Genomic DNA, 26,099 nt, shown 5'->3' with positions numbered 1-26,099 from the left:
TATTATATTTTAGAGGAGGTTTTGCAATGACATGGATGAATGTAGTTGCCATGCTTGTATGGACTGGAGCGAGTGCAGTACTTTTATTTGCAATTATGTGGGTTGATTCAATTTTTACAAAATACAATGATTTAAAAGAAATCAAAAATGGAAATACAGCTGTAACAACTCGTTTTATTATGAAATTATTTGCACAAGGGTACATTTTATCTCAATCGATAACGAAAGCAAATGATTTATGGCAAGCACTTCTTGCATCAGCAGTTTCTTTCGTTATTTTATTAGTGGTAGAAATGTTTATCGAATTCGTATTAAAGAAAATGTCTGGTCTTGATTTAGAAGAAGGTACGAAAGAAGGTAGCGTTGCACATGCGATGTTAGCCGGATCATTACATATTGTTGGTGCACTAATTTTAGGTGCTTGTTTATAAAGAGAAAAGGAGGGGTAGATCATGAGTTTATTTAAACGAATTAAAAATATAATGAAAAGCCCAGAGCCACCGAAGCCGGAAAAGAGTCTTTTAACGTTAGCTCCTGGCGATATGATTGAAGTTTCATTAGTTATGTATGAATTAATTGGGAAAACGAGTATGCATTCGCGTAAGGAAATTGTTTTGACATTGCAAGATGGAAAAGATATTCGTTATTTAAAAATTGAAGACCGAGAAAATACGTATTACAAATTATATACTCCAATTGATGGTCGCTTAGATTCAATTGATGAAATTCCGACGACAATTGAAATGGATGATATCGAGTACCATATGGAAGAACAATATAACGGACGTGTTGTTGTGATGGGAAAAACTCCATTCTCAGCTTCAGAAGAACAGTATATATGGGAATTCCAATCAGATAATCGAAAATTATTGCGTATTGAATGGCAAAATGGTCGCACAATGATGTATGAGGGAGAAGCAATCATTCCTGCTGATGTACAAATTATAAGAGCAACGTAAGGGGGCGTAATCATGTCAAACCGATTGTTTACCATGATTAAATCGTTTGTGATCCCTATACTTGCTATCGTTATATTACTTGTTGTTGCTGGTTATGCCTTATCAGGTTGTCAAGGCGGGCAGACAAAGTCGATTCAAGACCGTTATCCACTTGAATCTGTTGCCAAGGAAGGTAAACAAGAATCTTACGTGTATAGGGCCGCCAATCGGTCAGTTCCTGAAGTCGCAAAGGAACTCATTAATGAAAGAGAACCGCAGCAAGCATCTAAAGAAGACGAAAATCAAATGTTCCTCGTTTATTCTGATAAGATTTATAACCTGCAAAAGGATAAAGAGAAACCATCTGATACGTTAATTGAAATAAGTAATAAAGAATTTGTCCGTCAAAATTACCAACCGTCCTTCTTGCAAGGATATATTATGGGTAGCATATTAAACGATATATTCGGTTCACGAAAATCATCATACGGTGATTATCGAGGATATAACGATAGACAAAATCATAAACCAGTTATTCCAGAGAGACCACCTACAAAAGAAGAAAAGAAAACCCCACCTCCAATTACGAAGGAAGGGAAAGGGTCTATCATTAAGCGAGGCGATAATGTAGATTCGAAACCATCAGTAGGTGATAAGGGAAGTATTACTGAAAAAGGAAGTAATACGACGCCCCCACCTTCTACTGGAAGCAAGGGTAAGATTACAAAAACACCAGGCGGTTCAAGCGGATCAGATGTGAAGCCAAAATCATCTATTAAAACGCCGCCAAGGAATACATCTCCTCCGAAAACGAGGGTCGGTGGTTCAGGAAAAATTACGAAGAGAAGATAGTGTAGAGACCGAAAAGTGGAATTTGCTTTTTGGTCTTTTTTTGTTATGGGAATTAATTCCTCTCATGTGGTACGATTTAGGCATAAGGGAGGAAGTAAAAATATATCAGCGATTATTGAAATATATCGACTTACCGACAAAAACTGACAACGATAGCAACTTAATAATAAAAAGAGGGTGTGCCAAAATTTTGGCACACCCTCTTTTTCATAACGATTAATGAATATCACGTTTCTTAAAGTTACCGCCTTTTACTTCTGCTACGTCATAAACTGTAATAAAGGCGTGTGGATCGATTTCATTAATAAGTTCTTTCATTTTACTTTCTTCTAAACGGTTAATTACACATGAAATTTCTTTAAACTTCTCTCTTGAATAACCACCGTATACTTCGTTATATGTTGCACTTCGGCCTAAACGATCGCGAATTGTTTCTACCATTAATTCAGGCTCTTTTGTAATAATTTTAAATGCTTTTGAACCACTTAAACCAACTTCAACGATATGAATCACTTTCGAAGCGATAAAGTAAGCAATTGCCGAAAGGATAGCTCCTTGCAGGCCGAATACCGTTGATACGAAAATAAATACGAACATGTTTAAGAATAAAATAAGGTCACTCGTTCCAAATGGTAACTTACGAGAAAGCAATACAGCAAGCATATCGATTCCATCTAATGCCCCACCGTTACGTAATGCTAGTCCCATACCAAAACCGATGATAATACCACCAACAACTGTAACTAATAATGTATCGCCTTCAATAATAGCTGGTATTCCGTGCATGACAACGGTACCTACTGCTAATGAAGCAATTCCGATAATAGAATAAATCGCAAAGCTTTTACCGATTTGCTTATACCCTAACCAAACGAAAGGAATGTTAATAACTGCGATTAGAGCTCCTAATGGCAATCCAAATAATCTTGAACTAACGATACTTAAACCAGTTACACCACCGTCTGATACGTTATTTGGAATTAATACTGCTTCTAATCCGTACGCTGTGATAAATGCCCCAATAATAATCATCAAAGCTTTTGAAGCAATTCTTAGCTTATTGGGCTTGTTTTTGATAATTTTCTCCATGTAATTTCCTCGTTTCAAACTAGTTTCTTATTTGTTACGTAATTCACACCTAAATTTTATTTTAACATTTAATTTGAAAAAATTCTCCTTTAATGGATGTATGCAGGGAATATTATCACCATATTATCTTTAAAATATTTTTGAAATCAGTATAAGAAATCCCATCCTTTCAAAGGATGGGATGCTATTAAGAAAATATAAAACTAAGTACTGATACGAATAAAGCGAAACCTAAAATAGTTCCACATATTTTCATATGGCGCTTGCGTCCCATTACGACAATCGCAACATATTCACGGATCATTGCGTTAGGCCAGTAATAAAATGCAGTTTTTGATCCGATTCCTTGGCTATTAAGACCGGCTTGTCTTGCATATATACCAGCGCGGAAAAGGTGGAAATTATTCGTTGTAAAAATACTTTTATATTTACCTTCTGGTTTTAAAGAATCCATAATTTCTTTAGAGAACAGCATATTTTGATATGTGTTTACAGAGCGATTTTCCTGGACTGTATGTTCAAGAGGAATTCCTTTTTCAACAGCGTAACTTTGCATCGCTTCCGCTTCTGGAAGACCTTCATCTGGACCTTGTCCACCAGAAAAAATAATTGTTGGTGGTGTATTAACAGCGGCTTGTTTCCAATAGAAGTCAATCGCTTTATTAATGCGGCTTGCAAGTAAAGGTGGTACTTTATCATTAATTAAGCCGCTACCAAGAACGATGATGAAATCTTGATTACGTCTTGGTCTGTTGAATTGGTATAAAAAATATGCACTTAAGAAGTTAGATAAGTGTATAAAGAAATATATGCTTATAAGAGAAATAGCTGCAAAAATAGGCTCTAAATGCGATGAAACCAAACTTGCTGGATTTATAATAGGGAGTAACATAAAGAATAACATCCCTAAAGCAGCAAGGAGTGTTAAACAGTTAGTGAACCGTCGTCCTTCTCGCTTCATTAAAATTCTAGCATTAAGAAATAGCCCAAACATTAAAGCAACAATACCGAAAGGAAGCATAATGAGAAGTGCTAAAAAAGGTAAAAATATAATGTAGCGTAGGACATCACTATCTGAGTTCAATGATACAATCACACAAAAAAGAAGGAAAAAACAGATAAAGGCATTAAATAAAAAGCCGTTTATTATTTTTCGCGGATCTTTTAAATATGAGATAAGAAAAATAATAAATAATATAAGAGGAATAATTCCGAAATACATCATAAATATAGTACACCTCAACTTGTATAAGAATTTGACATACCTTTTATATTACATGATTTTATAAGTGAAAATGAAAGAAAAAGGATTTTGAATTTTCTCAATAAAATATATAGATACGTATGTTACAATATATTCAAAGCGATATATTAAAAGTAAAATGGTTGAAAAGGCACTCAGTAGAGTGCTTTTTCTTTTTGTATGCAATTGTGCATATTATATTTTTTTTCAAATGAAGAGGATTACAATATAAGTTGTAGACAGACTTTATAAAGCAGAATTTCATACAAACATTTCCCTCTACTTTTTGTATCTAACAATCGTATAACAATAAATAATTCTGTTTTATAGTGTCTGTTTTTGAAAGGTGTCTTTTTTGAAGGCACCTTTTTTTATTAGTATAGATAGTTTACACTGTTAGCATAGTGTAAACTATCTATACTAAACATTAGCAATCTTCCGTATAAATATTATCAATTTACTATATATTCCAGTGGTGTTAACCTACATATGAAAGGCTTTCTTTTTCAAAATATTACCCCTAATAAAATTTTGAAGAAGTCAACTGTCTCCAAACTTGTCTTTATGCTTAAAGAAAAAGCACTCAAATTGAGTGCTTTTTCTTATTGAAACATGCTATTTTTCTAGGCGATTTTCATAAAATAAAAGTAAAGAAATGAAAGTGGGTGACAAAATGCCGGCAGTTGTGGAAGGTGTTATTATTGAAAACTGCAATGGAACAATTAATGTAGGTGACAAATATAACGTACAGCCGATTGAAAAGACGAAGGCTTATAATGGATCGGGATCATCAAATACAGGAATGAAAGTACAAACGTTTAGCGGGATTAGTACGGCGGATGTAAGGGATAATGATGCGTATGATCAAGTTATTCAATCAACGTTATAATTTTAAAATGCAAAATTGCATAAAGTAACATGTTTGTTGTATGTTACACTCTAGCTGTGAGCTGTTAATGATTCTTCTGTAGTATAGTTGTTAGATTAGAAATATAACATCTTATCGAAAATCATACGTATAAAAAAGACACTTCAAATGAAGTGTCTTTTTTTACCTTAGTGATACCCTTTAGCAGAGTCTTTATGAATTTTATTTTTAAATATACTGTAGCTCCAAAGCTGATATCCAATAACGATTGGTACCATGACCATTGCAACGAAGAACATAATTTTTAAGTTTAATTGACTACCGGCTGCGTTGTATAACGTTGTACTGTATGCATCGTTAATACGAGATGGTAACATTCTTGGGAACATACCTGCAAAGCCAGTTGTCATAAACATTGCGATTGTTAGGCAAACGAATGTGAAGGCAAGGCCAATTTTATGTTTGTACACCATAATTAGTGCGAGTACACTCATTAGCATTGCAAGTACTGGAAGAATGAATAGTACCGGATATTCCGTAAAGTTTTGGAATAAGTTTGTTCGATTAGCAGTCGCTACATAGAAGATAGCTAAAATAATAGCAGCTGCCATTGAAAATGGCCTTGCGATTTTATAAGCACGATCAGATACTTCACCAGTCGTTTTAATCATGACCCAAAGGGCACCGGATACGACAAATATAGCAGTGAAGAACAACCCGCCTAAAATACCGTAATGGTTTAGTAAGCTAAGTAAATTTCCTTCATAGCCATTTTTTCCGATTTGTAGTCCGTAATACAAGTTAGCAAATGTAACACCGAATAAAAAGGCGATTAAGAAACTGCCAATTGCAAATGCCCATTTACAAGTTTTTTGCCAAATTGGTGAATCATCTTTATGCATGAATTCCAGTCCAGCGGCACGAGCAAATAGTGCAAGTAATACTAAGAATAACGGTGTATATAAATAACTAAACATATTAGCATATGTGACTGGGAAAGCAGCAAATGTTGCGCCACCAGCTGTAATTAACCATACTTCATTACCGCCCCAGAACGGGCCAATTGCTTCTTGTAATTGATTTCGTTCTTGTCGATCTTTCGTAACGAAAGGAAAAATCATTCCGTTACCAAGTGCATACCCGTCAAGAATGAAGTAAACTGTCCAAATCACGCCCCATAAACCGAACCAGATGATTGCAAGCATATCATGAGACATGAGCCACACCTCCCTCAGTAGCAGGTTCTTCTAATGCGGCAGGTCCTTTTTTCGCGAACTTCAGCATTAAGTATACGTCTGCGATTAAAAGTAAAGTGTAGAATAAAATTAAACTAATTAATGAGAACCAAATTTGCGGGACAGATATAGGCGATACAGATTCTGCTGTACGCATTAGCTTATATACTGTCCATGGTTGGCGACCTACTTCAGCGACAATCCATCCTGCGTTAATCGCAATATAAGGAAGTAAGACAGACCATATTGTAATTTTTAAATAACGTTTTGAGTTTTCTAGTTTTCCTTTTCGGTTTAAATAGAAGCCATACCAAGTTAATGCCATAAAGAACATACCGAGTGCAACCATTAAGCGGAAGCTATAATACACGAGGTTAACATTTGGACGTTCATCTTTCGGAATATCTTTTAAACCAACAATTTCGCCATCAAATGAATTTGTGTAGAAGAAGCTTCCGAGTTTTGGAATCGTAAGGAATTCAAAGTTCTTCTCGTTTTTTACATCAGGAATTTGAACAATTGAGAAGCCTTGTCCTTTTCCAGTTTCCCAAACTGCTTCCATCGCAGCTCCTTTTGCGGGTTGATATTTAGCTGCTGATACACCAGATTGATGTCCCATAAACGGTGTAATTGTTGCGGCGAATAAGCCTAACATTAAGCCGAACTTAAATGATTTTTTGAAGAATTCAACTTCATTTTTACGTAATAAGTGATAGGCACTAATTGCCATAACGAAGAAAGCACCAACAATATAACAACCAACTACAGTATGGAAGAACATATTCCAAGCGTATGGATTCGTAACGAGTGCCCAGAAATCATTTAATTCAGCGCGGCCGTTACGTACTACGTAGCCAACAGGGTTTTGCATAAAGCCGTTTGCTGTAATAATCCAAAGGGCGGAAATATTTGTTCCAAGTGCAACCATCCACATGCAGAAGGCACGGAACTTTGGTGAAATTTTGTCTTTACCGAATAACCATATTCCCATGAAAGTAGATTCTAAGAAGAAGGCAACAAGTGCTTCGATTGCGAGAGGTGATCCAAAAATGTCTCCCATATATTTGGAGTACTCAGACCAGTTTGTTCCAAATTGGAATTCCATCGTAATCCCGGTTATAATCCCCATTACGAAGTTAATTGTAAATAATTTACCCCAGAAATTTGCCATTTTGCGGTATGTTGGATTCAATGTGCGGGCGTATTGAGTTTCCATACATGCTACTAAAATGACAAGTCCGATTGTCAAAGGTACAAATAAAAAGTGATAAAAAATAGTAATTGCAAATTGAAAACGACTCAGTAACAGAACGTCGGACATAATGAATATTCACTCCTTTTTTACATTATCTACAATCAGTTTATAGTGAAAATACGTTTAAAGTATGTGAAACTTGTTACAAAGCTGTGTGTATATTTTGAAAGAATTATGTCGATTATCTGAAAATATCTTATTTTTACTATAAAGCGATATCCTTTTTGAGCTTTTCATATTTTGGTACACTATTTATGTAGTGTAAATGAGAGAAAAGAGGGTTCCTTACTATGAAGTCATTAGAAGAGATTTTGCAGTACAATGAGAAATTTGTTGAAGAGAAAAAATATGAAGAGTTTGTAGCGGGGAAATTTCCAAACAAAAAAATGGTAATTATTTCTTGTATGGATACACGACTTGTTGAACTATTACCGAAAGCGATGAATATGCGTAACGGTGATGTGAAAATTATTAAAGTAGCAGGCGCTGTTATTTCACATCCATTTGGAAGTATTATGCGTAGTATTTTAGTTGCTGTATATGAACTTGGTGCTGATGAAGTTTGTGTAGTTGGTCACCACGATTGCGGTATGGCAAAAATTCAGGCAAGCAGTACAATTGAGAAGATGAAAGAGCGCGGTATAACAAATGAGAAATTAGATACACTCCGTTATTCTGGAATCGATTTAGAAAGATTCCTACAAGGGTTCTCTAGTGTAGAAGAAAGTGTAGAACATAGCGTATCGATACTTCGCAACCATCCGTTACTTCCAGAAGAAGTACCTGTTCACGGTCTTGTTATCGATCCTGAAACAGGAAAATTAGATTTAGTTGTGAATGGTTACGACAATTAAGAATTTACTTTGTCATCCTTTTTATCTGGGACAGGATCAAATCCTCCCGGGTGGAAAGGGTGACATTTTAATATACGCTTACAAGTAAGCCAAAAACCTTTGAGTGCACCATGTTTTTGAAACGCCTCTAATCCGTAATGAGAACAAGTCGGATAAAAACGGCATGTTGGTGGTGTCATCGGAGAAATGAATTTTTGATAAAAGCGTATAATCCCAATAAAAATCTGTTTCATAACGGTCTCCTTTTCAGCATATTCTTAAAGTATTATAGCACGACTGTACATAATACTTTACTAATGTGCATTTCCGTTATATCATATTGGATATAACGGAATTAAATTAAAAGCGGGAGAGATGTTGTATGCCATCAGTAGAAAGCTTTGAATTAGATCATACGATTGTAAAGGCACCTTATGTAAGACATTGCGGAGTTCACAATGTAGGTAGTGACGGTATTGTAAATAAATTTGATATTCGTTTCTGCCAACCGAATAAACAAGCAATGAAACCAGATGTTATTCATACGTTAGAGCATTTATTAGCATTTAATTTACGTAAATATATTGATCGTTATCCGCATTTTGATATTATCGATATTTCACCGATGGGCTGCCAAACAGGATATTATCTTGTAGTAAGCGGAACACCGACAGTACGAGAAATCATTGATTTATTAGAACTAACATTAAAAGATGCGGTTCAAATTACAGAAATTCCAGCTGCAAATGAAACACAATGTGGTCAAGCGAAGCTTCACGACTTAGAAGGAGCACAACGCTTAATGAACTTCTGGTTAAGCCAAGATAAAGATGAACTTGAGAAAGTGTTTGGATAAAAAGGAAAACTGCCTGTGAAAGGGCAGTTTTTTTATTGTACTAAGAGCGAACATACTCTTCTTTTTTATGAAAATATATTAGATACTCCAACATATAAAACAAAGGCAGAACCGAGAAAATAAACAAATGCTTTTGCTTTTTCCCGTTTCTTCATTTCATCAATTCCAAAAAGGATAAACATAATACTTAAAAGGATAAACACGTAAGGTAAAAGAATAGTGAAGTTTGCAAAGAAGCTAAATAGGGCGAGAGAAAGAGCGATAGTGGCGATTATGATTTGAATGTTTTTTAACATGGAATCCCCCTTAAGTAGAAAGAAATAGTTACTGAGAGAAAATAATTATAAATGCTAAATTGATCAAAATTTTATTCTACATGTAGCGAAAGAGTTTGATATTAAAAAGAAGAATATGAGACTAGAAACGAAAAAATACGGGATACTCATTAATTCCTAGAAGAATAAAGGAACAACTGAGAATAAATTGTACGTATGGGAGAAGTGAAAAATTATCGGTAAAATGGACATAAGTGCTTAGAGTGAGTAAGAGAAGCATGAGAAATGCTAAAAAAATCCGTAATATAGTTAGAGTTAGCATTGTATAGCCCCCTTTAGACCATTTACTAGAATATTTCTGTGAAACCAATAAATAAAACTGCGGCTCCTGCTAGTAGAGCGAGCACACTACCTCCTGTTTGCCGTTTTAATATTTCCTCTAAACTTATGGTGAGGGCCATACCTCCTAAAGAGATAAACATATAAGGGATTATTTCTCTACTACCATTAAAAAATCCATAAATTGCTATAGAGAAAGCGATAAGTGATACAGTAATCCGGATTCCTTTTAGCATGTATGTACCTTCTTTTATTTTATGTAGCTAATAATGAGAACAATCCAAATGAAAGCACCGGCAATAATACAAATAAGTCCAGTTGCTGATTCCTTTTTCTTTATTTGTTCAAATGCGATGAGAAACATTAAAGCCCCTAATAGAAATTGTGAAAGAGGTAAAAAATTGTTTTGACCTGTATATAATCCAATTGCCGACATAACGATCACAGTGAGTGCGATTGTGATGCGGAGTATACGAAGCATATTATAAATCCTCCTTATTCTTTTTTGTATAAGGATTATCTTCTAGTTTATCGACCGAATGTTTATAAGCATAGCCTTTATTAATTGTCATGATGGAGAGTACGAGGATAATTAGGACGATGATAATACCGATAATTAATATTTTGAACATAAAACCCCTCCTTTTCTTTATTTTACATAATTTTGTAATTGATGAAAATAATAGAAATTAAAAGGATGAAAGAAGGGTGTTACATGGAGACGAAAAAAACATATTATATATCAATAGGAAACGGTCAAATTTCACAAGTGAAGACGGCGGATACGTATAATTTTGAGATTTCCGCAAATGATGAGGAAATTACGGAATTAAGAGAGCACTTCGATCAAGCATATGTAGAAGATTTAGGGGCATTTGTACGCTCCCACGTTCCATTTGTTGAGTATCATCACGATTCAAATAATGACCGATATGATGAACAACTACAAAAAGCATATAAAATGATTTATGATTTAGGAAATCATGAGACGAAAGAATTAGTCGCGCAAATGGGAATAATCAATGGATTGTAATTGGATAATATTATGCAGAAAAGCGAGAATATGCTACAATTTGTGGTAGGAAAAACTTGTAACCATCAATAGGGGAGTAATGGCATGTACAAATTTAAAGATTATTACCACAACACTGTACAATTATCGTTTGAACGTTATCCATTTTCTCCTGAGCCAAAGCATGTTTGGGTTGTATGCCGGTACGGGGATCAATGGTTATTAACGCATCATTTACGTCGCGGTCTTGAATTTCCGGGTGGTAAAGTAGAACTAGGGGAAACACCGGAAGAAGCGGCAGTTCGAGAGGTTCATGAAGAAACCGGCGGCATAGTTTCTGATTTAACTTACTTAGGACAATACAAAGTATCTGGAAAAGACAAAATAATCATTAAAAACATTTATTTTGCAACAATTAGTGCGGTAGAAGAACATACGCATTACGAAGAAACGAAAGGGTCTGTTTTATTAAAAGACATTCCTGACAACATTAAAACGAATAGAAAATTTAGCTTTATAATGCGCGATGACGTATTAGCGCGTACGATGAAACATATAGAAGAAATCGGCTGTTTTACGAAGTAAAGTAGCCGGTTTCTTTTTTTGTATGTAAGAATAAATGTAAACATATCTTTACATTGTTTTGGGGATATTATACAATTTTGTAAAGATATATTTACATTTTAGGAGGGGGAAGATGGATAAAAGAAAAGAAACGACTGTTACTGTTTCGATGGTTAAATTAAACTTTTCTTTATTTTTTATAATAATTGCTTTGTCGTTTGGAATTGGTTATTTGCATATATTTCTTTCAGGTGGGGTTCAAGTCGAAGTTACATTATTAACGATGTTTCTTTTTATTATCGCAATGATTGTTCTCGTTTGTATTCATGAAGCGATACATTTAATTGGCTTTCGCTATATCGGAGGTGTTCCGTGGAGTGAACTAAAATGGGGCGTTAATTGGAAATTAGGTGTTGCATATGCTCATTCTAAACAGGCGGTTACAGTAAAGCAAATGAAGAAAGTGTTAATGCTTCCGTTTTTACCAACTGGAATTTTGCCAATTGTATTGGGATTAGCTATGAATCTGGAGCCACTCTCATTTTTAGGAATTCTACTAACAGCAGGGTGTATCGGCGACATTGCCGTATATCAAAAAGTTTCAAAGTTTCCAGATGATGCGCTAGTAAAAGATCATCCGAGTAAACCGCAGTTTACAGTATATGAATAATAAGAGGAGGCGTTTTTGAACAACTGCCTCCTCTTATTATTTTTTGTCGGTAAATCAATATATTGTGAAAATTGTTGATATAATTTAATTACTATTATTGTATTTTTATCTCCACCTCTAAAAACGAAAGCACCTCCAACAAATCATCTACGATACGTGAATGCTTAAAATTCCCCCAAAACGAATCTTTTTTCCAAACACCAAGAATCCCTACTTGTTCAGAACCAAGCACATCGTTTTCTGGATGATCTCCAACATAAAGACATTCTTCTGCCTTCACATCTAGTCTTTGCAAAGCACGTTCGAAAATTTCAGGATGAGGTTTTTTAATTCCTTCAGCTTCTGAAACGAGAATGGTGTTTGTATACGTATGTATATGTAGTGCTCGAAGGTTGCTCATCTGAAATTCAGTAAAACCATTTGTAATAATACCAATTTTAATGTTTCGCTGTTTTAACTGTTGAAGTAGTTCATGCGTGTTTTTGAAAGGAATACAATGATGTTGGAAGTTTGTAATATAGTCGTGTAGCAGTTGTTCTTGCGTTAAAGTAGTAATGTTGCATTCAGAAAGGAGAGTAGCATATACTTTATCCTTCCACGTATAGCCATTATTATCGAGTTCAAGAAATCGAGAACAATACTTTGATTTCTCTATGCTCTTCAAATGTGAGGCGAAGCGATTATATTGCTCACAAATAAATTGTTCTAAAGATTGGCGCCGATCTAATAGTGTTCCATCTAAGTCGAATAAGATTGCACGAATCATGGGAAGCCTCCTTGCAGTTTTTATAATTAATTATCGCATATTCGTAAAAAAATGATTATGATATTTTGTAGAATGGAATAATGGGGGATTGTATGAAGAAACTGTATGGCAAGTTAGTGTGTTGTATTATAGCAAGCAGTTTAGTTGCAGGATGCGAGAGTGCTATCGAGGTTACGAATGAAAAAGAAATTTGTAAAACAGAAGAAGAGTGCACGCAAATAGGAGATAAAACATTACAAAAAGTATATAAAAAGATAGAGGGACTTTCAGAACTTGAAAAAGTAGAGGATTATGACATAGAAGAGTATGAAAGTATGAATATGAAAGAGGCGGAACAGAAAAAAGAAGAGGATGACAATTACTTCTTTTTAGCTTCTTATTATATCGATGATGATGAAATTGTAGATCCTTATTTTGAGAAATTGGATCGTAAGAGATTGAATAAAGTTTTTGCAGATGACAAAGTAGCAAAAGATGATTTGTTAAGCCAGCGGCAAGATAGAGAGTATCATGAAACGTTATGGGACATGTATCGCACTCTCATTCCAGTGAAATATCGTGAGAATATAACAGGGTTGGATTTAATAACGGATGGTTATGACGGCGTTGTTGCCCATGTCATGCCAAGTATGGATGACCCGAGAGATTGGTTGCTTAGTTTAGACGTGCTCGATTCTGGGGTGAATATAGATGAAGTGATGAAAACATTAATTCATGAAACGGCTCACGTATTAACGATTGGGCATAAACAAGTACCAGTGGATAGGAAATATTTAGAGGCGTTTGATGAAGAGAAAGACATTTCATCATATCGAAATAAATGTAACACGGTGTTCTTGAAAAATGGATGTGCGAGAAAAACTTCGTATATTAACCAATTTTATAATGAATTTTGGAAACCAATTGAGCAAGAGTGGACAGAAAAGAAAGTAGAAGAAAGTGAAGAGGCACAAATTGAATTTTATAAAGAAAAGCATGATGATTTTGTATCGCTGTATGGAACAACAAATGTAACGGAGGATATCGCAGATACATTTACAGCGTTCATTTTACAAGATTCAAAAAAGGTGAAAGAAGGAACAGAGTTAAAATATAAAAAAATTGCTTTCTTCTATCAGTTCCCTGAGCTTGTAAAAATGAGAGCGGAAGTGCTGTCGGGATTATATGATGTTTCAAAAACGATAGAACAACAAAGTGGAGACTAATGTGAGGTATGCTTTCGATATAGTTTCGTTAAAGAAAAGCGTGAAGAATTTTTAATTCTTTGCGTTTTTTTATGTTGATAAAATTGAAAATTCTGTATTTTTATCAAAAAGAAGAAGGAACTTGCGGTATAAAATAGAATTAGTATAAAAATGTCACAATTTAGACACAATTATAATGCGCGTGTTGTAGGGACTATAAGTTTACTCTCGAGGAGGTAATGAAACGTATGAAAACGATTCTTGCTGTTGCTGGTCTCATTTGGGTAATGTCTCACGGTTTTCCGATTTTTGAAGGGGAGCAAATTCGTAGTGCTTTGAATGAAAAGTTTAATGATTATCATGTGATAGATCGAAAAGATAATGTCGTTACAGTACGTGTGAAAGACTGTTTCCATACAGTTACGGTTGCGGATGGAAACATTACAAATGAAACGAAAATGTGTGATAAAAGGTAAAAGAAAGAAGCTGACTATAGCGCACTGTTTTGAGTCAGCTTCTTTTTCTTTTTCCAATTAGAATTTTTTCAAATGCCTCAACAAATACATACATAAGAGTTGCAAGAACACATGTGAGTAGTACGCTAAGTAAGACGAGTGTGAAGTTAAAGACTTGGAATCCGTAGCTAATTAAGTAGCCAAGTCCTTGTTTGGAAACGAGAAGTTCTCCGAAAATAACACCAACCCAGGATAAACCAACATTTACTTTTAACGTTGAGATAATTGCTGGAAAGGATGCAGGGAGAACGACTTGCTTATAACATTGCCATTTATTTGCGCCAAATGTATCCATCACTTTTATATAGTTAGAATCGACTTCTTGAAATGCACTGTAAATAACGAGAATGGTAATGATGATGGAAATGATTACTCCCATTGCGATAGAAGATGAAATGTTTGGACCGAAAATAACGATGATGATTGGACCGAGTGCAACTTTTGGCATTGCATTTAGGACGACGAGGTAAGGATCAAGTACGCGGGCTAGAAGTGGCATCCACCAAAGAAACGTGGCAATAATAGCACCGAGTACCGTTCCGAGAATGAAGCCTACTCCTGTTTCCAGCAATGTCGTCCATATGTGGACCCAAAGTGAACCGTCGATCCATTTCGTTAAGAAGAGATCCCAAATACTCGAAGGAGAACTAAAGAGTAAAGGATCGATCCATTCTTTTTTGCTAGCTATTTCCCATAGTGCAAAGAAAAGAATAAGTAGTAAAAGCTGTAGTGAGCGAGCAATCCAAGCACGCCTGCGTTCTTTCTTTCGAAATTGTTCATGTAGTAGTTTTATATTATCCAAGTCGTTCCAGCTCCTTCCATATATCTTGAAAGAGGGCTGGGAAATCGTAGTGATGGCGTGCTTCTAACGGTGATAAAGAACGGATACTTTCCGGGACGATAAAGGTTTTCGCGATTTTTCCAGGATTCGCTTGAAGTAAATAAATACGATCACTCATCGCGATCGCTTCTTCAATATCGTGAGTAACAAGTAGTGATGTTTTCTTATATTTATTTAGTAAGTTGAAAACGAGTTCTTCTAGTTTTAACTTCGTTTGATAATCGAGTGCGGAGAATGGTTCATCTAGTAATAAAATTTTCGGATCAGTTGCTAACGTTCGAACGAGAGCAGCACGTTGACGCATACCGCCGGATAGTTCACGAGGATATTGTCCTTCTACCCCATGTAGACCGACTTGCTTTAAAAGGTTTAAAGTATGTTCTTTCATTTGTTCATCATAAATCCTTCGAATATGAAGTCCAAGCATAATATTTTCTTCAATCGTTTTCCACGGGAATAAGTAATCTTGCTGCAACATATATCCCATAGATGATGTTTTCGTTGTAATTGGTTCACCATCTAAAAAGACAATACCATCAATTGGATCAAGTAATCCAGCAATGATTGAGAGGAGCGTTGTTTTACCGCAACCACTTGGGCCGAGTATAGAAATAAATTCGCCTTCTTCCACTTGTAAGCTCATATCTTCAAGAATAAGTTTGGCATTCTCTTTTGCAAAAAAGCAGTGAGAAACGTTACGTATTTGTAAAAAACTCATACACTTCGCCTCTATTTCTTAATAACGCTTTCGGCAATTTTTGTATTGACGAGCGCTTCATGTGGGACTTCTTTTTGTAATTCACCAGCGTCTTTCATAATCGTTTGGAGCTGTTTCCATTCTTCCGCATCTAGTAGTGGATTTGTCGCATAAGAATGTTGCTTTTTATACCGTTCAATTACTTTTACTGTAATGTCTTTTGAAGTGTCTTTAAATAGCGGGGAAACAGCATCAGCAATCTCTTCTGGACTATGTGTATCAACCCATTGCTGTGCTTTATAGAGCGCACGTGTGAACTTTTCAGCAGCAGCTTTATCTTTCTTTAAGAAACTTTCTTTTGCCATGAATGTTGTATAAGGAACAGTACCAGATTCATTTCCGAATGAAGCGACGATATAACCTTTACCTTCTTTTTCGAATATGCTTGCAGTCGGTTCAAAGAGCTGGACAAACTCTCCTGTACCAGATGCAAAGGCATTTGCAATATTAGCAAATTCGATATTTTGAATTAAGTTCGTATCTTTGCGAGGATCAATACCATTTTTCTTTAAAACATATTCCCCAACCATTTGCGGCATGCCGCCTTTACGCTGTCCTAAAAATGTAACACCTTTTACGTCATTCCAATTAAAAGAGTCTAGTTTTTTACGTGAAACTAAAAATGTCCCATCTGTTTGTGTAAGTTGTGCAAAGTTAATGACAGGGTCTTTCGCTCCTTGTTGATGAACGTAAATAGATGTTTCAGAACCGACGAGAGCAATATCAATTCCGCCAGATAATAGGGCGGTCATCGTTTTATCGCCACCAGCTGTTGTTTGTAGGTCAATATTTAGTCCTTCATCTTTAAAAAATCCTTTTTCAATCCCGACATATAATGGGGCATAGAAGAGAGAATGGGTAACTTCGCCGACGCGAATGTTTTGGGTTTGTTCTTTCGTACTTTCTTTTTTACTACTACAAGCAGCAAAAGTAAAAACAGCTAGTAATATGATGCAAAAAATCGCGATTAATTTTTTCACTATATAACACCTCCCAGAAGTCACTCTACAAGCATGATATGTAGGTAAGTGCCCATATGTGAGTGTAGATAGCAGGAATTTTTTTGGAGGTAAAGAAGTACAAATATAAGGGGTGATAAAATGGAGTACGAATACGATGATAGCGTACATTTACATCTTGATTATTTCGGGACAGAATGTGATATGGAATCGATTGCTTATAAGAGAAAGAATGAAGACGTATGGGATGTGTATTTTAATTTTGGAGTATACGGTATTCAGAAAGACGATGTAGAGTTAGGGAGATTTATGGACGAATATGCTGGTCATTACGTTTTTTCTGTACATGCTCGCGATCTTAGTTGGGAATTTGGAAGTGCCCAGTTTGAAGAGTGGGTTTTGAAAAATCGGATAGTAGAAAAAACGCTACAAAAATAGGAGGAATTTTGTGATTGGATTTCTCATCTTATTATTTATTTTTGTGGCCGGATTTTTTATTATGCAAATGCTTATTTACCGATTTGCAAAGAAAAACATCCATAAATATACAAAAATAAAATGGTTTCATATGTGGCTACATATGAATATGAAAAAAGGCCCGAGATTAGATTTTTTTGATTTTGTAGTTACAGTACTCGTATGTATCGTATGGAAAATATGGCTGCTTCCTTTTATATAATACACATGCTAATCATCTTCTCTTTTATCATAAAATAACGAAAAGAACCTGTCTTGTGGCGGGTTCTTTTCGTTATAGTAATAGTTGTAAAAAACTTGCATTTATACATAAAACAGTGAGTAGTGTTGTGAAAGATATTTTGACAAATACAGAAACACATACATACGGAATTAAAGTGTAATTACAGAATGGACAAATTGGCCGTGTGTAAAGTGTGGGGAATAAGAAAGAGGTCGTCCAACGGTGGACGACCTCTTTCTTATTATGCTTGGTTAGTGCGAAAGAATGGAAGTTTCTGCACAATGTGAATTAATCCGTATGCAAGAATTAAGCACATAAGAGGATTAATGAAAAATCCATAGCGATTAATTGCTAAGAATAAGTTTGAGAAGATAATGTAAATAATAGAACTTGCTACTAGCATCATAACGCGTTTATGTTTAAATGAATTTAGCATGAAGCAGAAGCTGCTCAAGAATGTACCGATGATAAACACTCTATGACATAGTTGCATAAAGTTGTGAATACGGTATTGGTCTACAGCAGGAGCTGTTTTGAATAATTCAATTGTTTTACCGACAGTGAACCAAGAGAACCAATAAGTGAAGTCCGTCTTAAATCCGTTCTTGATTAATTCTTTTGCGTATGCACCTTTGTCATCTAAGCCTTTAGCTCTCATTTCATTTACTATATTTTCATATCCAATTTTATTAAATGGATCTGCACCGGCAATTAGTGGATCTGCACCTTGGGTTGAGAATAAAATAAATTGGTTGAGTGCTAAGTAGTTACGAACAACCCATGCGCCAATAATAAAGAAAGGTCCGATAAACCATAACAATCCGATTCGAATGGAGTCTTTAAATCCATATGTAAATAACACAACAAGAACAGGAATGAGCATCATTGGAGCTGGATTTGGACGGAACATAAGTAAAATTGAAACGACAATTCCAAACCATATATGGAATTTCACTTTATTGTATTTCCATGCGAGAACAAATACATATACACATAACGCCAATAAGAATATGGATGGAACTTCTGTTAGCAATGTACGGAAGTATGTATAGTTACTTGGATAAATAGCATATAAAATACTTGCAACAATTCCATAAATGTTTTTTTCGAACAATTCTTTTCCTATTAAGAATACTAATAGCACTGTGCAAAGGTTCATGATCATGTTAATAACAGTTGCGACGTAATAGTAAGGAATTGATGTAATATCAGAAATAATCATAGCGCCAGCTAATAGTAATGGCTGACCTGGTGTAATATATGCATTTTTTCCTGGAACTTCACTAGGTTCTAAATACACATAACCAAATACACCATGTTTTAATAGTTGTTCAGCTGTTAACGAATAGTTAAAGGCATCATTTGCACCATATGTTACTTTGACTAACTCTCCATCTAATCCCGGCTGTTTTACTAAACAAAAAACGTGCAACAGGAAAGAAAGCGCCAAAATTACATATACCGCTTTAGGCAAACTCTTAAACTTAGTAAGCAAAAATGAGCAACTCCTTTTTTATTAATTCTTTCGTATTTTTATGTGAAATCTTTAATAGTATTAAGGATTTCCAAAACATAGTTATTATATCATAAAGTGGAATGCTGAAATTAAGTTTTTCAAGAATGAGTAATTTGTATGCCACAATTTAACTGTTGATTAAGGGAATATTAAGACAATACATTTATGATAGAAACAAGTATGCAGACGAAATATGTAATATATGTTATTTTAATAGAAATAGTTCTTTCGATGCGGGGGAAATTAAGACATAGAAACGAGGGAATGAATTGAAGTATGGTTCTACACTTTTTCATCTTCCAAAAAGAAATATATTAATTTCTAGCATTATAAGTAGTATGGTGACTTTATTAGTAATAACTATGCTGTTTATGATTTTAAAGGTTTTCAATTTAGACATGATGAAAGATCATTTAAATCAAAAGCTTGTTTTAAGTGTTATGATGATTTTCGTATGGGGCATAACGTTTTATATTACGCATTTCAATAAAAAAGAGATGTCTATACTTAGAGCATCCCTACGAGTGCATTTTATATTATTTTTGCTAGCTCATACAGTAGCGTTATTTTATATTGTCATGCAAGTTAATATGAGTTTCATAGAGGCAATGAATTGGATTTACTTTTATAATATGCAGTTTATATTAAGTTTTGTAGTAATTTATGCAATATATATTCTTGTATATAATTTAATAGGTAAGGTTTTTCTAAGTATGGTTTTAACGAGCTGTACGTTAGTCATTTTATGTATTGTGAATTATTTGAAGCTTATTTTCAGAGGTGATCCGTTATATCCTTCTGATTTTACACAAATTACGCATATGCAATCTGTTATACCGATGGTGATGGACTATTTTAGTTGGAGTTATATTTTTGTCATTATCTTAAGTATCGTAGCTTGTATTGTAGCAGGGATATATATGAGAAGGTATATTCAAAATGTAAAGATTCATCTAGGAATAAGAGCCTTATTAGTAGTAGGATCTATTTTTGTTCTATATGCGTACGGTAATTTTGCGAATACATTTATGAATAAAGTATTTCAAAAATCAGGTGTAGATTTTGTTTTGTGGAATCAAAATGAGAACTATGCTTCAAATGGTTTTGTACTTGGGTTTATTAGCAATTTAGATACAACAGTTATGGAAAAACCAAAAAATTATTCTAAAGAAAATATGCTTCAAATAGCAAACGATATAAAAAAACAATATAGTGGAAATATAGGGAGCCAAAAGAAAAAAGAGAAACCGAATATTATTTTTGTAATGAGTGAATCGTTTTGGGATCCGACGAAAGTAACTAACCTTTCTTTTAGTGAAGATCCTGTACCAAATTTACATCATTATATAGAAAACTTTCCTGGTGGACAAACTATTTCTCCTACATTTGGGGGAAATACGGCGAACGTTGAATTTGAGGCATTAACAAGTTATTCAATGAGTTTGTTAAAGCCAGGTTCTATACCATATCAGCAGGTTATTACAAATAAGAAAGAAATTCCATCAATCCCTACGGCGTTGAAAAAAGAAGGTTATTATACAAGTGCAATTCATTCATTTGGTCGCACATTCTTTAAACGTGATGATGTATATAAGGTGTTAGGGTTTGATAAGTTTAATGCAGAGGACACGATGGAAAATGTGGATATTGATGGAGATTATATTAGTGATTTAGCGATGAGTAAAGAGATAATTGCTGAGTTAGAGAAACAAAAACAACCTACATTTATTCATGCAGTTACGATGCAAAATCATTTTCCATTTACAGAGGGCCGATTTGGTGAAAACCTAATCGAAATTAGCGGTCTAGAAAATGAAGACTCAAAGGGAGAATTAGAGACGTATACAGAAGGATTAAGACGTTCAGATGAGGCTCTTCAATATTTAATAGAGCAACTAGATAATTTTGATAGACCTACATTATTAGTATTCTTTGGAGATCATCTTCCATCATTAGGAACAAATAAATCTTTTTATAAAGAAAATGGGTATATAACGAATGAAAAAACACCGAATGAACGTTTAGCCATGGCGCAAACACCGCTATTAATGTATGCAAACTTTGATATGCCAAATGATAATTTAGGTTTAGTCAGCCCAATTCATTTTTCTAATCTTATTTTTGATTATGCAGGATTAAATAAATCCTTATTTTATCAATTTTTATCGGAATTTTACAAGGAAATACCAGTGCTTAGAGATGAATTAAAAGTTGATAAAAATGGAGAAGTGATCAATGATTTAACAAAGAAACAAAAAGAAATGTTAGAGCAATATAAAATGCTCCAATATGATTTACTCGTCGGAAATCAATATAGTAAAGATATCCTCTTTAAATAAAAGAAACAAAAAGAACTTGTATAACGATACAAGTTCTTTTTTCATAGTATTTAACGGGGTAACCAGACAAGCTGGGTTTAGGGAGTATTACCTGTACATTTAGTATATATGAAAATGTAATCGTTTTATTTGTGTATTTGTGAGAAATATGTGAATTTTATGTTTTGTGAAAAATCGATTGTATTAACTTTCGTTCTTGTATTGCAGTTGTTATGCATGTAAAAATTTTATCAGTTCTTTATTTAATTCATCCGCTTGATCGATTGGTGAACCATGACCACTATTTGTAAGAGCATGTAACTGAGAATTTTTAATTCGTTGTTGCGTAAGCTCGGCACTTTTGTAAGGAATTAGTTGGTCGTGAACGCCGTGGAAGATTTTTGTTGGGACGTTAATTTTATTTAAATCTTTCGTTACATCTTCATTTGCAGCTGCTTGTAAAATTTTTATAAGGGCATAAGAAGCGGACTGCATACCGAGATAAGAAAACCATTCAAGGGTTGCAGCCCCTAAGTTTCTATTAAAAAAGGATAAAGATACATCATTTAAAAATTTTGGTAAATTAGCATACATTTGATTAATGAGAGCATCTGCTTGTTCTTTCGGTACACCGTAAGGGGACTCTTGATTTTTAACGAAAGAGGGGGAGACAGCGTCAATTAATGCGAGCTTAGAAATGCGGCGCCCATTATAGCGAGACATATAGCGAATAGAAAGAGCACCACCAACTGAGAAACCGACTAATGTAGCGTTCTCTACTTGAAGTGCTTCCAGAACAATTGCGATATCATCGGCTAATCGATCATACGTGTAACCAGTCCATGGCTTATCAGATTGCCCATTCCCTCGTATATCCATGGCGATACAGCGAAAGCCATGCTCTGGTAAAACATTGAGTTGATATTGATACATTTGATGATTTAAAGGCCATCCGTGAACGAAGAAAACAGTCTTACTACCTGGACCAGGATTAACGTCTTGCACAAAAATATGCACATCTTTCTCGACAGTAACAAACATAAATTTCCCCCTATTTTATGAATATGCTCTATCCCAAAAGCGTTGTTTTGTCATAGCTTTAATAAATTCATTTGCTAGCCTCGTAGGGTCTTGTTCTATTAGAACACCAGGCTTTCCTTCGATATTTAAAGATTGAATAATAGAAGAGCCGTTTTGGAAGGAGCCAATCGGCTTAAAGTGATTATATGATTCTACGACAAATGAACTTGCTTTGTTAAGAAAATGATCATCCATCTCTCCGCCGATAAGAAGTAATCCATCATAAAGGAGTGGTGAGCCTGTTAAGAAAGTATCATTTACTTCCCACTGTCCATTTGGCGTTCCCTGCACTATGCCTAATCGTTCTGAAACGATCACTGGCAGTTAAAGAGTTTTCATCGTTTGAAATTTTAATATCTGTATTTGTTGTCATCTCCTTTCCTTCATTTTCACGCATGAAAGATTGGAGTTGTTCGGTCTTTTTATTTTTTTTGCCATCCATAAAAAACACCTCCCATAATATACGTATTAATGATCATAGATTTTATGCTCTGTATATAGTCTAAATATATTGCGTTTTTGGTACGATTTTCCTCAAATGTTCGATTTATCTTTGTTTGTCTATGAAAATCATTTATTATAATAAATGGTATTCTTCGAGATATTATTTTGAAGGGGTGTTGAAGTGAAAGAAAGTTTTCTATCATATAAAGAAGAAGAAAGAAATGCAAAAATCCTTTTATGGGTGTTATATGTCATTGTTATTGTATATCAAATTTTCTATGCAATCGTATTAGAAGATAAATCAATAATGGATAAGGGATACAATATAATATGGCAAGTTATTTGCGGAGTAGCAATACTGTGCGTGAATATATATTTAATGAAAAAAGAGAAGGCAAACCTTGTTAAATATGCATGGATATTTGCATACATAGGGATAGAACTCGCTAATATATTTTCGTATGTTTTTTATAATAAGGCGGCGTTTGATGCGACAAATATAATAGAAATTATTCTCATTTTCTTTGTACCTATATTTTTAAATAAAAAATTCTATGTGTTTTTACTTTCCTCTATTGTAGGAAAATATTTAATTTATTTATTTGTATTAGAGGAAGTAAAAGCATTTATGTTCCTTATTATGTATACACTTATGTTAATAGCTGCATATATCATTTTAAACCGATTTTTACAATATCTTTCAGCTGTAAAGGAAAGTATTGCGATTGCTAGTGAATCACAGAAATTAGCAGTAATCGGAAAAATGGCAGCGACGGTTGGACATGAAATTAAAAATCCACTTGCTTCATTAAAAGGATTTACGCAATTACAACGAGAGAAGCATGAAGAGGATCCTATTTATAAACGTATGATTTTTGAAATAGAAAATATGAATAATATGATAAGTGAGTTAATGGAAGTTGCTACATGCAAACCTTCTATTTATAAGAAACATGATGTAGGAAAAATTGTATTACAAGTAATAACAAGTCTTCGTGAAAAAATAGATGAATTAAACATTCAGTTTATTTCTAATGTGGAAGAAAAAACAATAGAAGTTGAATGTGATGAACGAAAAATAAGAGGAGTCTTTTTATATACGATAAAAAATGCTTTAGAGGCAATGGGACAAGGTGGCATATTACAGTTACAATTAGAAAATAAAGGGAAAGAATATGTAATGATCAGTGTGATCGATAATGGTCATGGTATTAAGCAAGAAAACTTACCCCGTGTTACAGAGGCCTTTTATACAACGAAACAAGATAAAATTGGTCTGGGACTGACGGTAGCGAATCGAATTGTCGCCGAGCACCTTGGTGAGTTGCATATTTCAAGTGAAAAAGATACTGGAACGAGAATAGACATCATTCTCCCAAGGAAGTGTGGAAATACTGAAATCCAAGTGGAAGAAAAGCTAGGAGTTACCATATGAATAAAGGCTATATATTTAAAAATGAAGAAATAAAGGCGCTGAAAGCATTTTTAAGTTTATTTTTTATTATATTTTTCGTATATGATCTTGCCTATGAATTTATCGTACCGTTAATCGGTGGAGAGCAAGAAGGTGTAGGAGAGTTTGAAGATGGTTTAGGTTTATGGCTTTACTTTTTGATGGTGGTATTGTTTTGCATTGGAATATACTTTATGAAATGGAAGAATGCTTTTGCGGTAAAGTATATTATTCTAATTGGCTATAATGTATTAGATTGTATCCATAACATTATGATTTATTATGGTAGCGATGCAGAATTTGACGGTGGAAATATAGTAGAAGGATTTTTTATTTTGTTTGCACCAATCTTTGTGAATAAAAGATATTTCTGGTTAGTTCCAGCGATACTTATCGGAAAGTATGCTCTTACAGGAATCATTATTCAATCTTCTCTCGTTTTAATCCCAATGGCATTATATAGCGTATTTACTATCATATGTTGGATTATATTTTTAAGGGTTCAGTCTTACGTTCGTACGCTTGAGATGATGGACAAAGAAATAAAACAGACAGAAAAACTAGCAGCTGTTGGAAAGATGGCAACGGTTATTGGTTATAAGATTAGAAGACCTTTAGCAAACTTAAAAAAACTTGTGAATAAACAAGCAGACAAGCATCCAGAGGATAAAATTTATAGTGATATTATGAAACAAGAAGTAGATCGGATTCATATAATTGCTACAGAACTTAGTGGATTTGAGAAATCTAAATCACTAGAATCAGAAACTCATAACATACAAGAAATTATTTCTTATGTTATTCGAGTTATGGAAAAGCCAGCTTTAAAGCAAGGAGTCTACATACAAGGTATTTACAGTAAAGACTTACCATCAATTATATGTGATGAAAAACGATTAAAACAGGTCTTTTTTAATTTAATCAAAAATGCAATTGAAGCAATGTCAGTTGGCGGAACAATTACGATTAAAGTTACTGTAAAAGATGGAATCATCGTTCAAGTGAAAGATGAGGGATGCGGCATTCCGAAAGATAAAATTCCAAAGTTAAATGAAGCCTTTTATACAACGAAAGAAACAGGAACTGGTCTAGGTTTAGTAGTTACAGAAAAAATTATTAAAGACCACAACGGTAAAATGAGTTTTGAAAGTGAAGTTGGGGTTGGAACGACGGTTGAAGTTATGTTACCACTGCATTAACTACAAAAAACATCACTTATTTGGAAGTGATGTTTTTGTGTTCTTCTTAGGTAGACGTTCTAAAAAAGAGGACGATAACGAAAAATAATATATTGATAGTGTAAAAAGAAAATAATGGATGTTTTACTATGAAAAATATATAATGGCTTTGTCTGTTATTTGTTGTAGTTCATTTATATTTCTATTTGTTGACCCGAATCTCGGGTCTTTTTTTTATGAAATGAATTGCTATATGTCAGTGATTAGAAAAATAGAATATATATTCATGCTGTAATACTGGTAGCACCAGTAAACTCGGTGCTACCAGTAGGTTCGTTTTCCGGCACAACGAAAGCATT

Annotated in this window: 32 protein-coding genes and 2 pseudogenes; 17 read left to right on the top strand and 17 right to left on the bottom strand. The window is 34.2% G+C overall.

The features are described 5' to 3' along the window. The first annotated feature begins 26 nt into the window (after nucleotides 1–26). Genes MR107_RS16200 through MR107_RS16190 form a run of 3 tightly spaced genes read left to right on the top strand, consistent with a single transcriptional unit; the run spans nucleotide 27 to nucleotide 1,790 of the window. Nucleotides 27–431 carry a DUF350 domain-containing protein gene (locus MR107_RS16200; protein WP_000220087.1) on the top strand — a complete coding sequence of 135 codons (405 nt, stop codon included), beginning with the start codon at nucleotides 27–29 and terminating at the stop codon, nucleotides 429–431. A gap of 21 nt (nucleotides 432–452) precedes the next feature. Further along, nucleotides 453–959 carry a DUF4178 domain-containing protein gene (locus MR107_RS16195; protein WP_000051743.1) on the top strand — a complete coding sequence of 169 codons (507 nt, stop codon included), beginning with the start codon at nucleotides 453–455 and terminating at the stop codon, nucleotides 957–959. Between the two features lie 12 nt (nucleotides 960–971). Then, nucleotides 972–1,790 carry a DUF4247 domain-containing protein gene (locus MR107_RS16190; protein ID WP_000071199.1) on the top strand — a complete coding sequence of 273 codons (819 nt, stop codon included), beginning with the start codon at nucleotides 972–974 and terminating at the stop codon, nucleotides 1,788–1,790. A gap of 216 nt (nucleotides 1,791–2,006) precedes the next feature. Here MR107_RS16190 and MR107_RS16185 read toward each other — a convergent pair whose 3' ends face one another. Together MR107_RS16185 and MR107_RS16180 are read right to left on the bottom strand one after the other, a co-directional pair. Then, nucleotides 2,007–2,879 (bottom strand): YitT family protein, encoded by an 873-nt coding sequence (locus MR107_RS16185; protein WP_000411246.1) that lies wholly within the window; start codon nucleotides 2,877–2,879, stop codon nucleotides 2,007–2,009. 187 nt (nucleotides 2,880–3,066) lie between these two features. After that, nucleotides 3,067–4,104: a YdcF family protein gene (locus tag MR107_RS16180; RefSeq protein ID WP_000990094.1), complete on the bottom strand. Its 1,038-nt coding sequence runs from the start codon at nucleotides 4,102–4,104 to the stop codon at nucleotides 3,067–3,069. A 673-nt stretch (nucleotides 4,105–4,777) separates the two neighbouring features. Here MR107_RS16180 and MR107_RS16175 point away from each other — a divergent pair. Next, nucleotides 4,778–5,011: a spore germination protein gene (locus MR107_RS16175; RefSeq protein ID WP_002062565.1), complete on the top strand. Its 234-nt coding sequence runs from the start codon at nucleotides 4,778–4,780 to the stop codon at nucleotides 5,009–5,011. Between the two features lie 167 nt (nucleotides 5,012–5,178). Here the strand turns inward: MR107_RS16175 and cydB are convergent, their stop codons facing one another. Both cydB and cydA read right to left on the bottom strand, forming a co-directional pair. After that, nucleotides 5,179–6,207, bottom strand: a complete 1,029-nt coding sequence (gene cydB, locus MR107_RS16170; RefSeq protein WP_000017662.1) for a cytochrome d ubiquinol oxidase subunit II — start codon at nucleotides 6,205–6,207, stop codon at nucleotides 5,179–5,181. Next, nucleotides 6,197–7,546, bottom strand: coding sequence for a cytochrome ubiquinol oxidase subunit I (gene cydA, locus MR107_RS16165; protein ID WP_001286188.1), 1,350 nt, complete (start codon nucleotides 7,544–7,546; stop codon nucleotides 6,197–6,199). The genes cydB and cydA overlap by 11 nt, the downstream gene beginning before the upstream one ends. Nucleotides 7,547–7,770: 224 nt before the next feature. On the opposite strand from cydA, the gene MR107_RS16160 reads away from it, so the two are divergent. After that, nucleotides 7,771–8,334, top strand: coding sequence for a beta-class carbonic anhydrase (locus MR107_RS16160; RefSeq protein WP_048656633.1), 564 nt, complete (start codon nucleotides 7,771–7,773; stop codon nucleotides 8,332–8,334). Here the strand turns inward: MR107_RS16160 and yidD are convergent. Then, nucleotides 8,331–8,567: a membrane protein insertion efficiency factor YidD gene (gene yidD, locus MR107_RS16155; RefSeq protein ID WP_000809334.1), complete on the bottom strand. Its 237-nt coding sequence runs from the start codon at nucleotides 8,565–8,567 to the stop codon at nucleotides 8,331–8,333. The two genes, MR107_RS16160 and yidD, sit on opposite strands and share 4 nt — an antisense overlap. Nucleotides 8,568–8,695: 128 nt before the next feature. On the opposite strand from yidD, the gene luxS reads away from it, so the two are divergent. Further along, nucleotides 8,696–9,169, top strand: a complete 474-nt coding sequence (gene luxS, locus MR107_RS16150; protein WP_001141371.1) for an S-ribosylhomocysteine lyase LuxS — start codon at nucleotides 8,696–8,698, stop codon at nucleotides 9,167–9,169. A gap of 65 nt (nucleotides 9,170–9,234) precedes the next feature. On the opposite strand, the gene MR107_RS16145 is transcribed toward luxS, so the two are convergent. The 4 genes from MR107_RS16145 to ytzI form a co-directional block, all read right to left on the bottom strand. Beyond that, a complete protein-coding gene (locus MR107_RS16145) occupies nucleotides 9,235–9,465 on the bottom strand; it encodes a YczI family protein (protein WP_000916668.1) in 231 nt (76 codons plus the stop codon). A gap of 326 nt (nucleotides 9,466–9,791) precedes the next feature. Further along, nucleotides 9,792–10,019 (bottom strand): DUF3953 domain-containing protein, encoded by a 228-nt coding sequence (locus MR107_RS16140; RefSeq protein WP_063246428.1) that lies wholly within the window; start codon nucleotides 10,017–10,019, stop codon nucleotides 9,792–9,794. Between the two features lie 14 nt (nucleotides 10,020–10,033). Continuing rightward, the gene (locus MR107_RS16135) at nucleotides 10,034–10,264 is read right to left on the bottom strand and encodes a DUF3953 domain-containing protein (RefSeq protein WP_242292520.1); all 231 of its coding nucleotides are present in this window, start codon (nucleotides 10,262–10,264) and stop codon (nucleotides 10,034–10,036) included. 1 nt (nucleotide 10,265) lies between these two features. Next, the gene (gene ytzI, locus MR107_RS16130) at nucleotides 10,266–10,415 is read right to left on the bottom strand and encodes a YtzI protein (protein WP_048568024.1); all 150 of its coding nucleotides are present in this window, start codon (nucleotides 10,413–10,415) and stop codon (nucleotides 10,266–10,268) included. Between the two features lie 83 nt (nucleotides 10,416–10,498). Here ytzI and MR107_RS16125 point away from each other — a divergent pair, with 83 nt between their 5' ends. From MR107_RS16125 to MR107_RS16115, 3 genes are all read left to right on the top strand, one after another. Further along, nucleotides 10,499–10,816, top strand: a complete 318-nt coding sequence (locus MR107_RS16125) for a hypothetical protein (RefSeq protein ID WP_016123488.1) — start codon at nucleotides 10,499–10,501, stop codon at nucleotides 10,814–10,816. Between the two features lie 84 nt (nucleotides 10,817–10,900). Then, nucleotides 10,901–11,380, top strand: coding sequence for an antimutator 8-oxo-(dGTP/GTP)ase (gene mutTA, locus MR107_RS16120; RefSeq protein WP_000276385.1), 480 nt, complete (start codon nucleotides 10,901–10,903; stop codon nucleotides 11,378–11,380). 112 nt (nucleotides 11,381–11,492) lie between these two features. Next, on the top strand, nucleotides 11,493–12,029 hold the full coding sequence (locus tag MR107_RS16115; protein WP_000361288.1) for a DUF3267 domain-containing protein: 537 nt from the start codon (nucleotides 11,493–11,495) through the stop codon (nucleotides 12,027–12,029). Between the two features lie 94 nt (nucleotides 12,030–12,123). On the opposite strand, the gene MR107_RS16110 is transcribed toward MR107_RS16115, so the two are convergent. Then, nucleotides 12,124–12,795: an HAD family hydrolase gene (locus MR107_RS16110; protein WP_242292519.1), complete on the bottom strand. Its 672-nt coding sequence runs from the start codon at nucleotides 12,793–12,795 to the stop codon at nucleotides 12,124–12,126. 92 nt (nucleotides 12,796–12,887) lie between these two features. Between MR107_RS16110 and MR107_RS16105 the strand changes: the two genes are divergently transcribed. After that, nucleotides 12,888–14,000 carry a hypothetical protein gene (locus tag MR107_RS16105; protein ID WP_000737832.1) on the top strand — a complete coding sequence of 371 codons (1,113 nt, stop codon included), beginning with the start codon at nucleotides 12,888–12,890 and terminating at the stop codon, nucleotides 13,998–14,000. Between the two features lie 227 nt (nucleotides 14,001–14,227). Further along, complete coding sequence (locus MR107_RS16100) at nucleotides 14,228–14,455, top strand: hypothetical protein (protein WP_000849112.1); 228 nt, start codon at nucleotides 14,228–14,230, stop codon at nucleotides 14,453–14,455. A gap of 34 nt (nucleotides 14,456–14,489) precedes the next feature. On the opposite strand, the gene MR107_RS16095 is transcribed toward MR107_RS16100, so the two are convergent. Genes MR107_RS16095 through MR107_RS16085 form a run of 3 tightly spaced genes read right to left on the bottom strand, consistent with a single transcriptional unit; the run spans nucleotide 14,490 to nucleotide 17,072 of the window. After that, nucleotides 14,490–15,296, bottom strand: coding sequence for an ABC transporter permease (locus tag MR107_RS16095; protein ID WP_048656627.1), 807 nt, complete (start codon nucleotides 15,294–15,296; stop codon nucleotides 14,490–14,492). After that, a complete protein-coding gene (locus tag MR107_RS16090; protein WP_000009035.1) occupies nucleotides 15,289–16,053 on the bottom strand; it encodes an ABC transporter ATP-binding protein in 765 nt (254 codons plus the stop codon). The genes MR107_RS16095 and MR107_RS16090 overlap by 8 nt, the downstream gene beginning before the upstream one ends. A gap of 11 nt (nucleotides 16,054–16,064) precedes the next feature. Continuing rightward, on the bottom strand, nucleotides 16,065–17,072 hold the full coding sequence (locus MR107_RS16085) for an ABC transporter substrate-binding protein (RefSeq protein WP_242292518.1): 1,008 nt from the start codon (nucleotides 17,070–17,072) through the stop codon (nucleotides 16,065–16,067). A gap of 120 nt (nucleotides 17,073–17,192) precedes the next feature. Here MR107_RS16085 and MR107_RS16080 point away from each other — a divergent pair, with 120 nt between their 5' ends. The 3 genes and pseudogenes from MR107_RS16080 to MR107_RS16070 form a co-directional block, all read left to right on the top strand. Next, nucleotides 17,193–17,489, top strand: a complete 297-nt coding sequence (locus MR107_RS16080; protein WP_000455579.1) for a DUF3986 family protein — start codon at nucleotides 17,193–17,195, stop codon at nucleotides 17,487–17,489. Nucleotides 17,490–17,499: 10 nt separating this feature from the next. Further along, nucleotides 17,500–17,730, top strand: a complete 231-nt coding sequence (locus MR107_RS16075; protein ID WP_000578982.1) for a hypothetical protein — start codon at nucleotides 17,500–17,502, stop codon at nucleotides 17,728–17,730. 109 nt (nucleotides 17,731–17,839) lie between these two features. Continuing rightward, a pseudogene (locus MR107_RS16070) lies at nucleotides 17,840–17,911 on the top strand (DUF2196 domain-containing protein); the annotation flags it as partial. A gap of 81 nt (nucleotides 17,912–17,992) precedes the next feature. Here MR107_RS16070 and MR107_RS16065 read toward each other — a convergent pair. Beyond that, complete coding sequence (locus MR107_RS16065; protein ID WP_000956221.1) at nucleotides 17,993–19,246, bottom strand: glycosyltransferase family 39 protein; 1,254 nt, start codon at nucleotides 19,244–19,246, stop codon at nucleotides 17,993–17,995. Nucleotides 19,247–19,536: 290 nt separating this feature from the next. Here MR107_RS16065 and MR107_RS16060 point away from each other — a divergent pair, with 290 nt between their 5' ends. Further along, nucleotides 19,537–21,606, top strand: coding sequence for an LTA synthase family protein (locus tag MR107_RS16060; RefSeq protein WP_000873634.1), 2,070 nt, complete (start codon nucleotides 19,537–19,539; stop codon nucleotides 21,604–21,606). Nucleotides 21,607–21,816: 210 nt separating this feature from the next. Here MR107_RS16060 and MR107_RS16055 read toward each other — a convergent pair whose 3' ends face one another. The 3 genes and pseudogenes from MR107_RS16055 to MR107_RS16045 form a co-directional block, all read right to left on the bottom strand. After that, entirely contained in the window at nucleotides 21,817–22,626 is an 810-nt protein-coding gene (locus MR107_RS16055) for an alpha/beta fold hydrolase (protein ID WP_000498278.1), read from the bottom strand. Between the two features lie 15 nt (nucleotides 22,627–22,641). Then, nucleotides 22,642–22,986, bottom strand: a pseudogene (locus MR107_RS16050) (catalase); the annotation flags it as partial. Further along, nucleotides 22,919–23,107 (bottom strand): catalase, encoded by a 189-nt coding sequence (locus MR107_RS16045; protein WP_211477846.1) that lies wholly within the window; start codon nucleotides 23,105–23,107, stop codon nucleotides 22,919–22,921. The pseudogene MR107_RS16050 and the gene MR107_RS16045, both read right to left, overlap by 68 nt. A 183-nt stretch (nucleotides 23,108–23,290) precedes the next feature. Here MR107_RS16045 and MR107_RS16040 point away from each other — a divergent pair, with 183 nt between their 5' ends. Beyond that, nucleotides 23,291–24,544 carry an ATP-binding protein gene (locus MR107_RS16040; RefSeq protein ID WP_000664891.1) on the top strand — a complete coding sequence of 418 codons (1,254 nt, stop codon included), beginning with the start codon at nucleotides 23,291–23,293 and terminating at the stop codon, nucleotides 24,542–24,544. Next, nucleotides 24,541–25,761 carry an ATP-binding protein gene (locus MR107_RS16035; protein WP_001032627.1) on the top strand — a complete coding sequence of 407 codons (1,221 nt, stop codon included), beginning with the start codon at nucleotides 24,541–24,543 and terminating at the stop codon, nucleotides 25,759–25,761. The genes MR107_RS16040 and MR107_RS16035 overlap by 4 nt, the downstream gene beginning before the upstream one ends. Nucleotides 25,762–26,099: the final 338 nt, after the last annotated feature.

Origin of the sequence: Bacillus cereus group sp. BfR-BA-01441, from assembly GCF_022663075.1 — a bacterium.
In the GTDB taxonomy this organism is placed as follows: domain Bacteria; phylum Bacillota; class Bacilli; order Bacillales; family Bacillaceae_G; genus Bacillus_A; species Bacillus_A cereus.
Note: the sequence above shows the minus strand (reverse complement) of the source record. Positions and strands in the feature narration are given on the sequence as shown.

What these genes read in the sequence shown, in the direction of transcription:
- MR107_RS16145 (WP_000916668.1), bottom strand. Translation starts at nt 9,465, where the DNA reads ATGTTAAAAAACATTCAAATCATAATCGCCACTATCGCTCTTTCTCTC.
- MR107_RS16090 (WP_000009035.1), bottom strand. Translation starts at nt 16,053, where the DNA reads ATGAGTTTTTTACAAATACGTAACGTTTCTCACTGCTTTTTTGCAAAA.
- MR107_RS16135 (WP_242292520.1), bottom strand. Translation starts at nt 10,264, where the DNA reads ATGCTTCGTATACTCCGCATCACAATCGCACTCACTGTGATCGTTATG.
- cydA (WP_001286188.1), bottom strand. Translation starts at nt 7,546, where the DNA reads ATGTCCGACGTTCTGTTACTGAGTCGTTTTCAATTTGCAATTACTATT.
- MR107_RS16160 (WP_048656633.1), top strand. Translation starts at nt 7,771, where the DNA reads ATGAAGTCATTAGAAGAGATTTTGCAGTACAATGAGAAATTTGTTGAA.
- MR107_RS16180 (WP_000990094.1), bottom strand. Translation starts at nt 4,104, where the DNA reads ATGATGTATTTCGGAATTATTCCTCTTATATTATTTATTATTTTTCTT.
- MR107_RS16045 (WP_211477846.1), bottom strand. Translation starts at nt 23,107, where the DNA reads ATGGATGGCAAAAAAAATAAAAAGACCGAACAACTCCAATCTTTCATG.
- ytzI (WP_048568024.1), bottom strand. Translation starts at nt 10,415, where the DNA reads ATGTTCAAAATATTAATTATCGGTATTATCATCGTCCTAATTATCCTC.
- luxS (WP_001141371.1), top strand. Translation starts at nt 8,696, where the DNA reads ATGCCATCAGTAGAAAGCTTTGAATTAGATCATACGATTGTAAAGGCA.
- cydB (WP_000017662.1), bottom strand. Translation starts at nt 6,207, where the DNA reads ATGTCTCATGATATGCTTGCAATCATCTGGTTCGGTTTATGGGGCGTG.
- MR107_RS16055 (WP_000498278.1), bottom strand. Translation starts at nt 22,626, where the DNA reads ATGTTTGTTACTGTCGAGAAAGATGTGCATATTTTTGTGCAAGACGTT.
- MR107_RS16190 (WP_000071199.1), top strand. Translation starts at nt 972, where the DNA reads ATGTCAAACCGATTGTTTACCATGATTAAATCGTTTGTGATCCCTATA.
- MR107_RS16125 (WP_016123488.1), top strand. Translation starts at nt 10,499, where the DNA reads ATGGAGACGAAAAAAACATATTATATATCAATAGGAAACGGTCAAATT.
- yidD (WP_000809334.1), bottom strand. Translation starts at nt 8,567, where the DNA reads ATGAAACAGATTTTTATTGGGATTATACGCTTTTATCAAAAATTCATT.
- MR107_RS16175 (WP_002062565.1), top strand. Translation starts at nt 4,778, where the DNA reads ATGAAAGTGGGTGACAAAATGCCGGCAGTTGTGGAAGGTGTTATTATT.
- MR107_RS16115 (WP_000361288.1), top strand. Translation starts at nt 11,493, where the DNA reads ATGGATAAAAGAAAAGAAACGACTGTTACTGTTTCGATGGTTAAATTA.
- MR107_RS16195 (WP_000051743.1), top strand. Translation starts at nt 453, where the DNA reads ATGAGTTTATTTAAACGAATTAAAAATATAATGAAAAGCCCAGAGCCA.
- MR107_RS16200 (WP_000220087.1), top strand. Translation starts at nt 27, where the DNA reads ATGACATGGATGAATGTAGTTGCCATGCTTGTATGGACTGGAGCGAGT.
- MR107_RS16100 (WP_000849112.1), top strand. Translation starts at nt 14,228, where the DNA reads ATGAAAACGATTCTTGCTGTTGCTGGTCTCATTTGGGTAATGTCTCAC.
- MR107_RS16080 (WP_000455579.1), top strand. Translation starts at nt 17,193, where the DNA reads ATGGAGTACGAATACGATGATAGCGTACATTTACATCTTGATTATTTC.
- MR107_RS16140 (WP_063246428.1), bottom strand. Translation starts at nt 10,019, where the DNA reads ATGCTAAAAGGAATCCGGATTACTGTATCACTTATCGCTTTCTCTATA.
- MR107_RS16110 (WP_242292519.1), bottom strand. Translation starts at nt 12,795, where the DNA reads ATGATTCGTGCAATCTTATTCGACTTAGATGGAACACTATTAGATCGG.
- MR107_RS16185 (WP_000411246.1), bottom strand. Translation starts at nt 2,879, where the DNA reads ATGGAGAAAATTATCAAAAACAAGCCCAATAAGCTAAGAATTGCTTCA.
- mutTA (WP_000276385.1), top strand. Translation starts at nt 10,901, where the DNA reads ATGTACAAATTTAAAGATTATTACCACAACACTGTACAATTATCGTTT.
- MR107_RS16035 (WP_001032627.1), top strand. Translation starts at nt 24,541, where the DNA reads ATGAATAAAGGCTATATATTTAAAAATGAAGAAATAAAGGCGCTGAAA.
- MR107_RS16105 (WP_000737832.1), top strand. Translation starts at nt 12,888, where the DNA reads ATGAAGAAACTGTATGGCAAGTTAGTGTGTTGTATTATAGCAAGCAGT.